Here is a 12,931-nt window from a genome sequence, read left to right as displayed (position 1 = left end):
GGGGCGGTTTAGAAGTTTGGCGACAGCAGGTACTTGTGGTAGAAGTCGTCGATGATTTTCACGGCTTCGCTGGCGTCGTCCACAATCTGCACCAGGTTCAGGTCCTCGGGCGAGATGTTGTGCTCTTCGTGCAGCATCACGTCCTTAATCCACTGGAACAGGCCGTTCCAGTAGGCCGAGCCCACCAGCACGATGGGGAAGCGGCTGATTTTCTTGGTCTGAATCAGCGTCATGGCTTCAAACAGCTCGTCGAGCGTGCCGAAGCCGCCGGGCATGCCCACAAAAGCCTGCGCATACTTCACAAACATCACCTTGCGCACAAAGAAGTAGTCGAAGTCGATGCACTTGTCCTGGTCGATGTAGATGTTGTGGGTTTGCTCGAAGGGCAGCTCAATGTTGAGGCCCACCGACTTACCGCCCTCGGCACGGGCGCCCTTGTTGCCGGCTTCCATAATGCCCGGGCCGCCACCCGTGATAACGCCGTAGCCGTGACGCACCAGCTTCGAGGCAATTTCCTCGGCCATCTGGTAGTAGGGATTCTCGGGCTTGGTACGGGCCGAGCCGAAGATGCTCACGCAGGGGCCGATTTTGGACATCTTCTCGAAGCCCTCCACAAACTCGGCCATCACCTTGAAAATCTGCCAGCTGTCGGCAATTTTAATCTCGTTCCAGTCCTTGTCCACGAAGGCTTTGCGCAGGCGCTGCTCGTCTTCCAGGGCCATGGTGCTTTCGCCGTGGGTGCTCTGGCGCATCTCCGTGATGGAAGTGAGCTTGTCGTCGTTGACGTTGGGTTGCTTGATGGTTTTGCCGCTGCCGGCATTCAGCAGGTCGTCAGCAATTTTGGTTTTGCTGGTTTTGGGTTTTTTCAGAGTAGACATATTGTCGAGGTGGGAGTTCCTACAAAAACAAAATCGCCCCGAAGGCGGGGCGACCAAAAGTAGGGCGTCAAAGTTATCAAATTGTTAGCAAATAAAAATGCTGCGAGTTAGGACGCTATATCGGCTGTCATCCAGCGCGCCGCGAAGGACTTTCTCACGCTAGAACAACAGTTGTTCAGCAGTGAAAAGGTCCTTCACGGTGCTCCGGATGGCAGCCGATTACGAGCAACTGCTGGTTACACCAGCTGCCGCAGCGCCATCTCAAACGAGCGTTGCGCAATGCCGGTGGGCTGCGCATTCTCGGCATGGGTGCGCTCCAGAGCCGCGCCAATGATGCGCGAGGTGTCGGCAAAAATGGCTTGGTCGGTGATTTCGGCGCCGGTTTCCATCAGGTAGGCGAACACACGGGCCATGCCGCAGTTGGCAATGAAATCGGGAATGACAGCCGTGCGCTCATCGGCAAAGACACCGGTGGGGCCGAAGAAAATTTCGGGGTCGGCAAACGGCACGTTGGCGCCGCAGCTAATCACTTTGAGGCCCCCAGCCACTAGCTGTTCCACTTGGCTTCTGGTCACGAGGCGCGAAGCGGCGGCCGGAATGAAAATATCAGCCCCCACCGACCATATTTTCTCGTTGATTTCGGCAAACGATAGCAGGTTGATGCCCGTCAGTGCGTTGCCCTGGCGAGCCAGCAGCAGCGCCCGGATTTCCTCCAGGCCCAGGCCCTCGGTGCTCAGCAAGCCGCCGGCCCGGTCAATAATGCCCACAATGCGCACGCCTTGGCCGGCCAGGTAGTAAGCAGCGGCTGCGCCCACGTTGCCCCAGCCTTGGATGATGGCGCGCTGCCCGCGCAGGTCGGTGCCGGGCCAGAGGCGGTAGTAGTGGCGCACGGCCTCGGCCACGCCGTAGCCGGTGATGAGGTCGGCTACGGTGTACTTGCGGCCCAGGTCGGGCGAAAAGGTAGCGTCTTCTACCACCTTGATAACGCCTTGGCGGAGCTGGCCCAGCTTCTGGATTTTTTGAGGTTCGGTGGCGCGGTAGTGGCCGTTCACCACGCCCTCCTGCGGGTGCCAAAGACCGTATTCCTCAGTGATAGGAATAACCTCATGTATCTCATCCACGTTAAGGTCTCCACCGGTGCCGTAATAATTTTTCAGCAGTGGGAAAACGGCCCGGTACCAGCGTTCGAGTACCCCGCGCTTGCGTGGGTCTTGCGGGTCGAAGTTAATGCCCGATTTTGCCCCGCCAATTGCCGGACCCGATACCGTGAATTTGACTTCCATCGTCTTTGCCAGGCTTTCTACCTCGCGTTTGTCGAGGCCCTTGCGCATGCGCGTGCCACCGCCGGCGGCCCCGCCCCGCAAGGAATTGATGACGACCCAGCCCTCGGCTTCGGTTTCGGAATCTTGCCACTCGAACACAATCTCGGGGCGCTTGTTTTCAAATTTTGTCAGCAGGTCAAGCATCGGTTGAACTCAAAAAAGCGTCTTTCCAAACAGGGCCGTAAAGGTAGGCGGCATTTGCTGCCCCCGCCGAGGTTTCGAATTGCATTTCGAATAGAACTAAAACCTTCGAATACTTAAGTATTGTAGTGGAGAATAAATCGATTTTCCCCTATTTTGCATAGTGCTGTCGGAACTACCTCGGTAACACGGCTGTATTTCATTTATTCTACGCTTCCATTTTCCCGTACACTTTTTATCGACTTCATGAAACCATTGCATTCGCGTGTTGAAGCGCAACAGTTGGACCGTGCCGCGGCTATGCTCAAGGTTCTCTCGCATCCCAAACGACTGGCTATTGTTGACCTGCTGGGCAAGACCAAGGGCAAAGACAGCCAAATGTCCGTTACCGATATCTACCAGGCCCTCGACCTCCCGCAGGCCATTGCTTCGCAGCACCTCATCACCCTCAAGGACCGGGGCGTGCTGAAATCGAGCAAGGTGGGCACCAAGATTTATTACTCCCTGGCGGTGCCCCAACTGCTCAAAGTAATTGACACCTTGGAGGACTACTCGGGCCGGTTATAGCTGGAGAGAGTTGAGCAAAGAGGAGGCTGTTTCGAAAGAAGCAGCCTTTTTTATGCCCCGGTGGGCCGGCTAAAGGCCGCGTGCAAAGCCAGCACCTGGGGCAGCAACGGCTGCACGTCGTCGTTGGTCAATACATAATCGGCCCGTTGCATCTTTTCCTCCTCGCTCATCTGCTTGGCCATGATGGCCTGCACATCGGCCAGGGAGCGGTGCGCGTCGCGCCGGAGCACGCGGGCCTCACGCACCGCTAATGGGGCGTACACCGTGATGATGCGGTCGAGTTGCTTGTAGGAACCTGCCTCAAAGAGCAGGGCGGCTTCTTTGAGCACGTAGGGGTAGCCGGCCGCGGCCTGCGTGGCGGCCCAGGTTTCAAAATCGGTGCCCACGTGCGGGTGCACCAAGCCATTGAGTTGGGCCAGCAGCGCGGGGTTGTTGAACACCGTGCCGGCCAATGCCGCGCGATTGAGCCGTCCGGCAGCGTCGTACGTACCCGGGCCGAAAGCGGCGCTGAGTTGTTCTCGCAATTCGACCCCGTTTTCCATCAGCCAGCGGGCGCGTGAGTCGGCGTCGTAGGTGGGCACGCCCAAGGCCTGAAACAAGCGGCTGGCAATGCTCTTGCCCGAGCCGATGCCGCCGGTAATGCCAATGCGCAACATAATCAGGATTTGGGGGCTTTGGCCGCCCGGCGTCGGGCCGGCGTTTGAGACGTTTGATTGACGCGCACGGTAGAAACGGACGAGCGCACCCGCGAAGGTGTCACCAATTCGACTTCTGTTCCGTCGGCATCCGGGGTGCCCGGCGGCAAGGCGACGGGGTAGGGGCTGGGCAACCCATTGACCAAAGTGGCTGGCCCTCGGAAAACGGCTACAGCCGGCGTCAGGCGTGCAGCTTTCTCACGGGCCGAATCGGACATGAGCACAAGCGGCAGCTTTCGCGTGGCGTAGCGGTCGAAGGTGAGGCGCAGGGTATCGCCAGCCCATTCATTCACCTGCACGCCTTCCAGCGCCGTTTGCAGGCCGCGGTGCCAGGCCTCGGGTGGCAGGTAGCGGGTGCCGGGCAAGGGCACGGGGCGCAGGTCGGCGGGGTGCGTGCCCCAGCCCATATTGGCCCGCAGCAAGCGCCAGCCCTGGCCCGTGACGGTGACCGGCAGCGCCGCCGGCAATGGCCGCAGCGGCACGTAGCGGGCCGAGTCGTAGTGCCAGGCCAGCGGGCAGTTTACCCGCGTGGTATAGGTCTTGTTCAGGGCATTCATCTGCCAGAACAGGCCGGCCGCCAGTAAGCATGCGGTCACGGCGCGGTAGAAGCTAGGCTCCTGGCCCGCGAACGGCCGCACAAACCAGCGCACGAGCCGGCCGGCCCGACTCAGGGGCCCGGCCATGGCTAGCTAGCAGCAGGCGTTTCGGCGGCCGCTGCGGTAGCCTTGCTGCCCACCTCGCGGGCAATGGCCGTGCGGTCGAAACGCAGCTTCACGCCGCGGTCTACCTCCACCACCACGGTGTCGTCGGTGAGGTCAACCACCAGGCCGTGCAGACCACCAATGGTGACGATGCGCGAGCCCTTAGTCAGCGACTGCCGGAACGCCTTGGCGTCGGCCGTGCGCTTCTGCTGGGGCCGCACCATGAAAAAATAAAATACCAGGCCAATGGCAATGGGAATGATGAGCTGGGTGATATCCATCCCGGAAGCGGCCTGCAAAAGCAAAGTCAAGAACATGATGCGAAAATAGAGAGGCGCGAATTAAAGCGGCTTTTTGTCGCCGGCCGTCAGCACGTTGCCTTTGATGAAAATGGTGGTGATGGTGGGCTGGGTGTTGGCCCGTACCGCCACCTGCTTGCCAATGATGCCTTGCTTGCCGCGGCTGTCAAACTGCACTTCAATCTTACCCTCTGCGCCGGGCGCGATGGGCTCTTTCGTCCAGCTGGGCGTGGTGCAGCCGCAGGAAGCGGTAGCATCTTCAATCAGCAGCGGCGACTTGCCGGTATTAGTGAACGTGAAGGTGTGATGCACCTTGCTATCGGGCTGAATGTCACCGAAGTCAAACTCTGGTTCGGCAAACTTCATTACCGGTGCATTGGGGTTCACCGCCTCGCTTTCGTTCACCACGTTGGGGTTGTCGATGGTGGGGTTGGCAGCGTCGGAGGTCACGTTGGCGGCCGCGTTCATGCCTTCGGTGCCGGCCTCGTTTTTGTCGCGGTTGCAGGCGCCCAGCAGAAGCGTGGCCGCCAAGAGAATCTGGTATTTCATATTCGGGGGGTAGTTACTGTCATCCTGAGCGTCGCGAAGGACCTTCTCACGTTAGAACAACAGTTGTTCGGCGGTGATAAGGTCCTTCGCGACGCTCAGGATGACAGCTAAAACTTTGGGCAACTACAGCTTAGCAATGATGCTCTGGGCAAACTGGCTGGTGCTGGCTTTGCCGCCGAGGTCGCCGGTGCATTCCTCTTGGTTCATCAGCGTAGCTTCCAGGGCTTTGTCGATTTGCTCGGCTTTGGCATGCTCGCCGATGTGGTGCAGCATCATGATGGCCGAGCGGAGCAGGGCGGTGGGGTTGGCCTTGCCCTGGCCGGCGATGTCGGGAGCCGAGCCGTGCACGGCTTCGAAAATGGCCATGTTGTCGCCGATGTTGGCGCCGGCCACCACGCCCAGGCCGCCCACAAGGCCAGCACAGAGGTCCGACAGCAAGTCGCCAAACAGGTTGGTGGTCACAATCACGTCGAACTGCTCGGGTTTGCCCACGAGCTGCATGCACATGTTGTCGATGATTTTGTCCTCGAACACAATCTCGGGGAACTCCAAGCTGGCTTCTTTGCAGGCGTTAATCATCAACGTACCGGCCATTTTGATGATGTTGGCTTTGTGGGCCAGGGTCACCTTTTTGCGGCCGTGCTTGGCAGCGTAGGCGAAGGCGGCGCGGCAGATTTTGCGCGAACCTTCCACCGTCACGCGGGCCACGGCGTCGGCAATGCCGAGGCGCTCGTCCCACATTTCGAGGCCGGAGTACAGGCCCTCAGTGTTTTCGCGGAAGAGCACGAGGTCGATGCCTTCGTAGCGGGTTTTGATGCCGGGCGTGGTGCGGCTAGGGCGCACGTTTTGGTAGAGGTCGTACTTCTGGCGCAGCGTCACGTTGATGCTGCGGAAGCCCTTGCCCACCGGCGTGGTGATGGGGCCTTTGAGGGCCACCTTATTCTTCTCCAGCGACTTGAGCAGGGCGTTCGGAATCAATTCGCCAGATTGGTCGAAGGTGGTCTGGCCCGCGTTCTGCTCTTCCCATTGCACCGGCACCTGCGCCGCGGCGAAAATATCGGTTACCGCTTTCGTGATTTCGGGGCCTATGCCGTCGCCGGGAATAAGGGTTACTACGTGCATCGTACTGGGTAATGAGTGATTGGGAGTAAGCACAAAGGACGGAATGGATGAGTGAGCGAAGACTGAATTTTATCGGTCGTTCCCTCAATCACCCATTCCGTCAAGTGCTTAGCGTCCCGAAAAAAGTTAAGCGCCCTTGCGGGAGTTGATTTGGTTGATGAGCTGGTCGACGTCGCCGAGGAGTTGTTCGGCTTTGGATTTGGCGTCGGAAATCACGCGCTGGCCTTCGCTTTTGGCCGAGGACTGGCCCAGGCCTTCGCGGCTGGTCACGAGGCTGTCGGTGAGGTCGGCCAGCACGGAGCGGTACTTCTCCAGTTGGTAGCTAAGCCAGGAGCGGGTTTCGCTGCCGGGTTCGGGGGCGTAGAGCAAGCCAAGGGCCGCGCCGGTGAGCGCGCCGCCTGCGAAGCACAGGATGCCGGTGGTGGTTTTGCTGGCCATGGTCGTCGAGAATTTGGGAAGAAAGGTGAGAATGTTTTCAGGGCTGCGTACGCAGAAACGCCGCCGTAGATGCAAAAGTGGCTATATCGACGCAATGTTCAGTGGCAGGCCATAATGTTGCGAACCTGCCGCTGTTGCTGCTACTGGTTATCGAGCAAGCCGCGGCCCGATTTGCGGATGTCGCCGCTGGCGGCCAGGTCCGTCGCCAGCTTGTCGAGAATGCCATTGACGAACTGCTTGCTCTTGGGCGTGCTGTAGAGCTTGCTGATTTCAATGTACTCGTTGATAGTGACTTTCACCGGAATGCCGCGGAAGAGCTGCATCTCGGTGAGGGCCATTTTCAGGATGATTTTGTCGAGCAGGGCTACGCGCTCCACGTCCCAGTTCTGCACCGAGCCGGCGATGAGCTTCTCCATCTTGTCGTCTTCGATGAGCGTCTGCTTGTAGAGCGTTTCGGCAAACTCGCGGTCGTCCTGCCAGTTGGCCGAGAGGTTCATCAGCTCCTGCGTTTCGGTGGCTTCGAAGGGCAGCATTTTCAGCGTCTTCAGCACCAGGTTGCGCACGATGGGCCGGTTTTCCTCCCAGTTCAAATCCGCCGCTTCGAGCTGCCGCGGCAAGGCTTCGCCTTTGAACACGAAGTCTTTGTAGATGTGACGCAGGATTTCCAGGTCGGTATTATAGTCGAGCTCGGGCGCATCGGTGTCCTTGCCGTTGAGGTAGGCTACGATGGTTTCGTCGGCCTTCATTTCCTGCCAGGCGGCGGTGAGGGCCTCGTATTCCTCGGCACCTTCCCAAGCCAGCTTGCGGCGGATGGTGGTGTTTTGCAGCTGCTCGTTGGCCATCAGCTTGGCAATGGCCTTGTTCTGGTGCAGGCGCTTGGTGTCCAGGGCGTTTTCGCTGGGGCCGCCACGGCGGCGCTCCTCTCGGCTCTGCTCTTCTTCCAGCACGCCCAGCAGGGCCTTGGGCAGGTTGAGCAGGTGCAGATACTGGTCGTGAATGCTTTCGGCGCCCACCATGAGCTGGCCGGCGTAGAGGTCGGCGTCCTTCTTCACCTGGTTCTGGAAGGAGTTGATGGCGTCGGCCACGGCCTTGTCCACGGCTTTGTCGTCCGTTTTCTCGGGCATGGTGCCGGAGCGGTACCAGTCGCGCAGCTGGGCTTCGCCCAGCTTGCGCTGGCCTTCCAGCTTGCGGCGGTCGGGGGCCTCTTTGGCCGTCAGGTCGGGCTCGAAAGCAGCCGCGATGCGGTCCTGCGCCAGCATAAAATCGGCTCCCACCGCCTGGTGGTAGGAGTAGAGCGACTGCATGACTTTGATACGGAGGAGGCGGCGGTTGAGCATCTTAGAAGTGTTGAGTGTTGAATGTTGAGTGTTGAGTTGAAAGTTGAGTATTGAATTCGACAGGCCGTTAAAACATTAAAAGTCTGTTAACTCAATACTCAACATTCAAAACTCAACCCTCCTTTAATAGGTCGACTTCACCCGGCCCACGCTGGCGATGCGCTCCTTGGCCTGCCGGATGGCGGCGGCTTGCGGGTGCGTGTGCTCTTCTTCGGCTTTCGCCAGCACTTGCAGGGTGAAATCGTAGATTTTTTCAGTTTGAGTGAGGGCGCCCTGGCGGCTAGCGCCGGTTACCTCGGAGTACACGTTGATGAGGCCGCCGGCGTTGATGAGGAAGTCGGGGGCGTACACGATGCCACGGCGCACGAGCTCGGGGCCGTGCACGTTCTCCACCTTCAGCTGGTTGTTGGCGCAGCCGGCCACCACCTGGCACTTCAGACGGGCAATAGTGTCGTCGTTCAGCGTGGCACCCAGGGCGCAGGGGGAGTAGATGTCCACGTCCTGGTCGTAGATGGCTTCCAGGCCCACGGCTTTGGCGCCGAAACGGTTGGCGGCATCCAAGGCGCGGTCTTCGTAGTAGTCAGTCACGATGAGCTTGGCGCCTTCTTTCTGCAGGTGCTCCAGCAGGTAGGTGCCCACGTGGCCCACGCCCTGCACAGCAATGCGCTTGCCGGTGAGACTCTCGGAGCCGAAGGCTTTCTTGGCGGCGGCCTTCATGCCCATGTACACGCCGTAGGCCGTCACGGGAGAGGGGTCGCCGCTACCGCCCATGCTTTCGGGCAGGCCGGCTACGTGGGTGGTTTCCATGCGGATGTACTCCATGTCCTTGGTGGTCATGTTCACATCCTCGGCGGTGATGTACTTGCCGTTCAAGTTTTTCACGAAGCGGCCGAACTTGCGCAGCAGGGCTTCGGTCTTCAGCGTCTTGGCATCGCCGATGATGACGGCCTTGCCGCCGCCCAAATTCAGGCCCGAGATGGCGGCCTTGTAGGTCATGCCGCGCGAGAGGCGGAGCACGTCGTTCAGGGCTTCCATGTCGGAAGCGTAGTGCCACATGCGCGTGCCGCCGAGGGCAGGCCCGAGCACGGTGTTGTGGATGCCGATAATGGCCTTGAGGCCCGTCTCGTGGTCATTGCAAAACACGACCTGCTCGTGCTGGTGCTCGGCAATCTGACCGAAAATGGAGTCAGGGGCCAGAATTTGGGTTTCAATCATGGGAGTGAATTGAAAATGGTGGGAATTTTTGGGAATGGATGGTTGGGAACAGTGCGGCGTAACTTTGTTGGGTCTTACTACCTATACGGGAAAACAAGAACGTCATGCTGAGCGCAGCCGAAGCATCTCTACCTCAGTACTAAAAATTAATTAGTTGTGCGGTAGAGATGCTTCGGCTGCGCTCAGCATGACGGCTTTTCTGAATGGGTGCTCGGCCTTTCAAGCCGCAAAAGTACCGCTATTTTCCCGAACCGGCCCTTCCTCTGCTATGCCCCTGCGCGCCCTCTCCGCCGTTAACCCGTTCATCTTCCGCTACAAGTGGCACTTCCTCGCCGGGGTGCTGTTCGTGGCGCTGAGCACGCTGCTGGCCATTTTTCCGGCCCAGCTGGTGCGCTACGCCTTCGATTTGGTAAACGAAGGCATCGACCTGTACCACCTCTACGCTGGCACTGAGGCCCAGAAGGGCGTGTACCAGTTGTTTGGGCGCAATGTGCTGTTCTACGGCGTGCTCATCATCGCGCTGGCGCTGGGGCGCGGCATCTTCCTGTTCTTCATGCGGCAGACGCTCATCGTGATGTCGCGCCACATCGAGAACGACCAGAAGAACCAGATTTACCAGCACTACCAGTCGCTGCCGCTGAGCTTCTACCGCCGCCACAGCACCGGCGACCTGATGTCGCGCATTTCGGAGGACGTAAGCCGAGTGCGGATGTACCTGGGGCCGGCCATCATGTACTTTTTGCAACTCGTGTTGCTGTTCCTGCTCATCGTGCCGCTCATGCTCATGGTGAACGTGAAGCTAACGCTCTATACGCTGTTGCCGCTGCCCATTCTGTCGGTCAGCATCTTCTACGTCAATAACCTGATTGAGCGCAAGTCCGACGAAATCCAAAGGGCGCTGTCGGGCATGACGACGTTTGTGCAAGAAGCTTTTTCGGGCATTCGAGTGCTGAAGTCCTTTGTGCGCGAGGCCGACTCGCACGAGCAATTCGCCAAGGCCAGCAACGAATACAAAGAGAAGTCGCTGAGTCTGAACTTCGTGAACTCATTGTTCTTCCCGCTTATTCTGTTCCTCATTGGCCTGAGCACGCTTATCACCGTGTGGGTGGGTGGGCAGGAGGTTATTCGCGGCACCATCACCACGGGCACCATTGCCGAGTTTCTGATTTACGTGAACCTGCTCACCTGGCCAGTCACGGCGCTGGGCTGGACGTCCTCGCTGGTGCAGCGGGCTGAGGCCTCGCAGGCCCGCATCAACGAGTTCCTGGACCAGAAAACAGACATCATTTCGCGCCAGAACGTGGAGCGTGAGCTGGCCGGCGACATCGTATTCGAAAACGTGTCGTTCACCTACCCCGACACCGGCATTCAGGCCCTGAAAAACGTGAGCTTCCGCGTGCGGCCGGGGCAGACGCTGGCCGTCATCGGCAACACCGGCTCGGGCAAAAGCACGGTGGCCGCCCTGCTCTGCCGCCTCTACGACGTGACGGCCGGCGACATCAAGGTGGACGGCGTGGACGTGCGCGACTACTCCCTGCGGGCCTTGCGCGGGCAAATCGGCTACGTGCCGCAGGACGTGTTCCTGTTCTCCGACACCATCCGCAACAACATCAACTTCGGCCTCGACGAACCTGACGAAACCCGGATGCTGCAAGCTGCCAAGGATGCCGATGTCTACAGCAACATCATGGGCTTCCCCGAAGGCTTCGATACGAAAGTAGGCGAGCGGGGCATCACCCTCTCCGGCGGGCAGAAGCAGCGCGTAAGCATGGCCCGCGCTTTGGTGAAAGAGCCCAAAATTCTGATTCTAGACGACTCGCTTTCTGCTGTCGACACCAAGACGGAAAATGCCATTCTGGGCAGCTTGCAGCGCATCATGGCGGCGCGCACCAGCCTCATCATCTCGCACCGCGTAAGCTCGGTGAAGCTAGCCGATGAAATCCTGGTGCTCGACGACGGCGTGATAGTGCAGCACGGCACCCACGACGCCCTGATGGCCGAAACCGACGGGCTGTACCGCGCGCTGTATGAGCGGCAGCTGCAAACCGAAGAGGCGTAGGCTGTAGCGTGGACTCTGCGAGTCCGCGCCTGCTTGCGCCATCCTGTTTAAACTGACGCATTCTATGCTCGGACTCGCAGAGTCCAAGCTACCTCCCTATGAACCAACGTCTCGCCCTCGTCACCCTGATTGTTCGCAGCTACGACGAAGCAATTGCCTTCTATACCCAGGTGCTGGGTTTCACCTTGGAATCTGACCTGGATATGGGCGGCGGCAAGCGCTGGGTAGTTGTCACACCGCCCGGTGCAACCGGTGGCAGCGGCCTGCTACTGGCAGAAGCTAAAACCGACGAAGAAAAAGCCGCCGTGGGCCAGCAGGGTGCCGGCCGCGTCTGGCTATTTCTGCACACCGATGACTTCTGGCGCGACTACCCGGTGCTGCAAAGCCGCGGCCTGAAGTTTCTGGAAACGCCGCGTAGCGAAGCGTACGGGCACGTAGCCGTATTTGAGGACCTCTACGGCAACAAGTGGGACCTGTTGGAACCGTTGGGGTGAGTGGGGGCGTACCCGATAGGCCCTGCCGTTACCATTAAAAAAAGCCGTCCTGCTCAGCAAGACGGCTTTTTTAATGGTCCACTATTAAGTCTACTGCCCGATGATGACGCGGCGGATGCCGGTTTTCTCATAAGCCGTGCAATGCACGATGTAGGAGCCAGCCGGCAACTGGCTCACGTTGAGCACAGCGGCAATCTGGCCGTTGAGCATGGTGTGGGTGATGACGGGGCGGCCGCCCACGTCGGTTACCTCCACGCGGGTGGGGCCGGGGTTGTCGGTTTTCACGGTGAGCTTGCCGGCTACGGCCTCAGCTTTCACTTTGATGGCGTTGGGGTTGGCGGCCGGCGTTTCGGGCGCAGGGGCGATGAGGGCCGTGCCGGCCGGGGTAGTGGTGGGCGCAGCTACGGGAGCCGGTGCGGCTACCACGCCGTTGGGCAAAATGGCTTCTTCCTTGGCGGGTGCAGCAGTTGTAGCGGTGCCGGCAGTGGTGGCGGCAGTGGTGGCGGTTTGCGCCTGGGCAGCCATCGACAACGAGACGCTGACCAGTAAGAATAGTAATAACTTTTTCATAAGTAGGATAAGAGCAGGATGGAGTAAAATGGCTATGGTAAAGCTACGCAATTTTAAGGCCGATTGGTCTTTAGCACGGTTAAATGTGATGCGACGTGCCTTTTTCGGTGGCTCGTCGCAAAACTTTATTTGGCCCTGGCTTGCATCAGAACGAAATAAAACCTTACCTTTGTCGCTCCAATACCAATCGGGGTGTAGCGTAGCCTGGTATCGCGCCAGCATGGGGTGCTGGAGGTCGTAGGTTCGAATCCTGCCACTCCGACGGAAGAGCAGCCGCTCTCAAAAGCCTCCGAACTTTCGGGTTCGGGGGCTTTTTTCGGCCACTCAATTGGAATCAGAAAACAGGTCGCCCCATCGGCCTGCTTTCGGGGTGTAGCGCAGCCCGGTAGCGCGCGTCGTTCGGGACGACGAGGCCGTAGGTTCGAATCCTGCCACCCCGACCCGAAAACAAACTAGAAAGGCCCGTTCCCACGCTGGAACGGGCCTTTTTATTTCCACCCCAAGAAAATAATACTTTAATGGCGCCGGCGTTTGATGGCCGCAT

At 59.3% G+C, this 12,931-nt stretch carries 14 protein-coding genes and 2 tRNA genes; 5 read left to right on the top strand and 11 right to left on the bottom strand.

All coding sequences use genetic code 11. From position 1 onward, the window contains the following. Nucleotides 1-8: 8 nt before the first annotated feature. A complete protein-coding gene (locus I2I01_RS14780) occupies nt 9-722 on the bottom strand; it encodes an LOG family protein (RefSeq protein WP_394369281.1) in 714 nt (237 codons plus the stop codon). Between the two features lie 392 nt (nt 723-1,114). Further along, nucleotides 1,115-2,344: a Glu/Leu/Phe/Val dehydrogenase dimerization domain-containing protein gene (locus I2I01_RS14775; protein ID WP_196287245.1), complete on the bottom strand. Its 1,230-nt coding sequence runs from the start codon at nt 2,342-2,344 to the stop codon at nt 1,115-1,117. Nucleotides 2,345-2,587: 243 nt separating this feature from the next. Here I2I01_RS14775 and I2I01_RS14770 point away from each other — a divergent pair, with 243 nt between their 5' ends. Further along, on the top strand, nt 2,588-2,908 hold the full coding sequence (locus I2I01_RS14770) for an ArsR/SmtB family transcription factor (RefSeq protein WP_190926467.1): 321 nt from the start codon (nt 2,588-2,590) through the stop codon (nt 2,906-2,908). 50 nt (nt 2,909-2,958) lie between these two features. Here I2I01_RS14770 and coaE read toward each other — a convergent pair whose 3' ends face one another. The 8 genes from coaE to I2I01_RS14730 all read right to left on the bottom strand — a co-directional run bounded on the left by coaE (nt 2,959) and on the right by I2I01_RS14730 (nt 9,264). Then, nucleotides 2,959-3,564 (bottom strand): dephospho-CoA kinase, encoded by a 606-nt coding sequence (gene coaE / locus I2I01_RS14765; RefSeq protein ID WP_196287244.1) that lies wholly within the window; start codon nt 3,562-3,564, stop codon nt 2,959-2,961. Between the two features lie 2 nt (nt 3,565-3,566). Then, nucleotides 3,567-4,286, bottom strand: coding sequence for a YbbR-like domain-containing protein (locus I2I01_RS14760; protein ID WP_196287243.1), 720 nt, complete (start codon nt 4,284-4,286; stop codon nt 3,567-3,569). 2 nt (nt 4,287-4,288) lie between these two features. Continuing rightward, the gene (yajC, locus tag I2I01_RS14755; protein WP_196287242.1) at nt 4,289-4,621 is read right to left on the bottom strand and encodes a preprotein translocase subunit YajC; all 333 of its coding nucleotides are present in this window, start codon (nt 4,619-4,621) and stop codon (nt 4,289-4,291) included. A gap of 24 nt (nt 4,622-4,645) precedes the next feature. Next, nucleotides 4,646-5,152 carry a DUF1573 domain-containing protein gene (locus I2I01_RS14750; RefSeq protein WP_196287241.1) on the bottom strand — a complete coding sequence of 169 codons (507 nt, stop codon included), beginning with the start codon at nt 5,150-5,152 and terminating at the stop codon, nt 4,646-4,648. Between the two features lie 123 nt (nt 5,153-5,275). Continuing rightward, nucleotides 5,276-6,274, bottom strand: coding sequence for an isocitrate/isopropylmalate dehydrogenase family protein (locus tag I2I01_RS14745; RefSeq protein ID WP_196287240.1), 999 nt, complete (start codon nt 6,272-6,274; stop codon nt 5,276-5,278). 126 nt (nt 6,275-6,400) lie between these two features. Further along, nucleotides 6,401-6,712 (bottom strand): YtxH domain-containing protein, encoded by a 312-nt coding sequence (locus I2I01_RS14740; RefSeq protein ID WP_196287239.1) that lies wholly within the window; start codon nt 6,710-6,712, stop codon nt 6,401-6,403. A 140-nt stretch (nt 6,713-6,852) separates the two neighbouring features. Then, nucleotides 6,853-8,049, bottom strand: a complete 1,197-nt coding sequence (gene nusB / locus I2I01_RS14735; protein WP_196287238.1) for a transcription antitermination factor NusB — start codon at nt 8,047-8,049, stop codon at nt 6,853-6,855. Nucleotides 8,050-8,172: 123 nt separating this feature from the next. Next, entirely contained in the window at nt 8,173-9,264 is a 1,092-nt protein-coding gene (locus I2I01_RS14730) for a Glu/Leu/Phe/Val family dehydrogenase (RefSeq protein ID WP_196287237.1), read from the bottom strand. Nucleotides 9,265-9,538: 274 nt separating this feature from the next. Here I2I01_RS14730 and I2I01_RS14725 point away from each other — a divergent pair, with 274 nt between their 5' ends. Beyond that, entirely contained in the window at nt 9,539-11,323 is a 1,785-nt protein-coding gene (locus I2I01_RS14725; RefSeq protein WP_196287594.1) for an ABC transporter ATP-binding protein, read from the top strand. 98 nt (nt 11,324-11,421) lie between these two features. Continuing rightward, entirely contained in the window at nt 11,422-11,817 is a 396-nt protein-coding gene (locus I2I01_RS14720) for a VOC family protein (RefSeq protein WP_196287236.1), read from the top strand. 90 nt (nt 11,818-11,907) lie between these two features. Here I2I01_RS14720 and I2I01_RS14715 read toward each other — a convergent pair whose 3' ends face one another. Then, entirely contained in the window at nt 11,908-12,387 is a 480-nt protein-coding gene (locus I2I01_RS14715) for a T9SS type A sorting domain-containing protein (RefSeq protein WP_196287235.1), read from the bottom strand. A gap of 188 nt (nt 12,388-12,575) precedes the next feature. Between I2I01_RS14715 and I2I01_RS14710 the strand changes: the two genes are divergently transcribed. After that, a tRNA-Pro gene (locus I2I01_RS14710) sits at nt 12,576-12,649 on the top strand. A gap of 104 nt (nt 12,650-12,753) precedes the next feature. Then, nucleotides 12,754-12,827, top strand: a tRNA-Pro gene (locus tag I2I01_RS14705). The last annotated feature ends 104 nt before the right edge of the window (nt 12,828-12,931 follow it).

The sequence above is a fragment of the Hymenobacter properus genome (assembly GCF_015694735.1).
In the GTDB taxonomy this organism is placed as follows: domain Bacteria; phylum Bacteroidota; class Bacteroidia; order Cytophagales; family Hymenobacteraceae; genus Hymenobacter; species Hymenobacter properus.
This window is presented reverse-complemented; position numbering and strand designations above follow the sequence as displayed.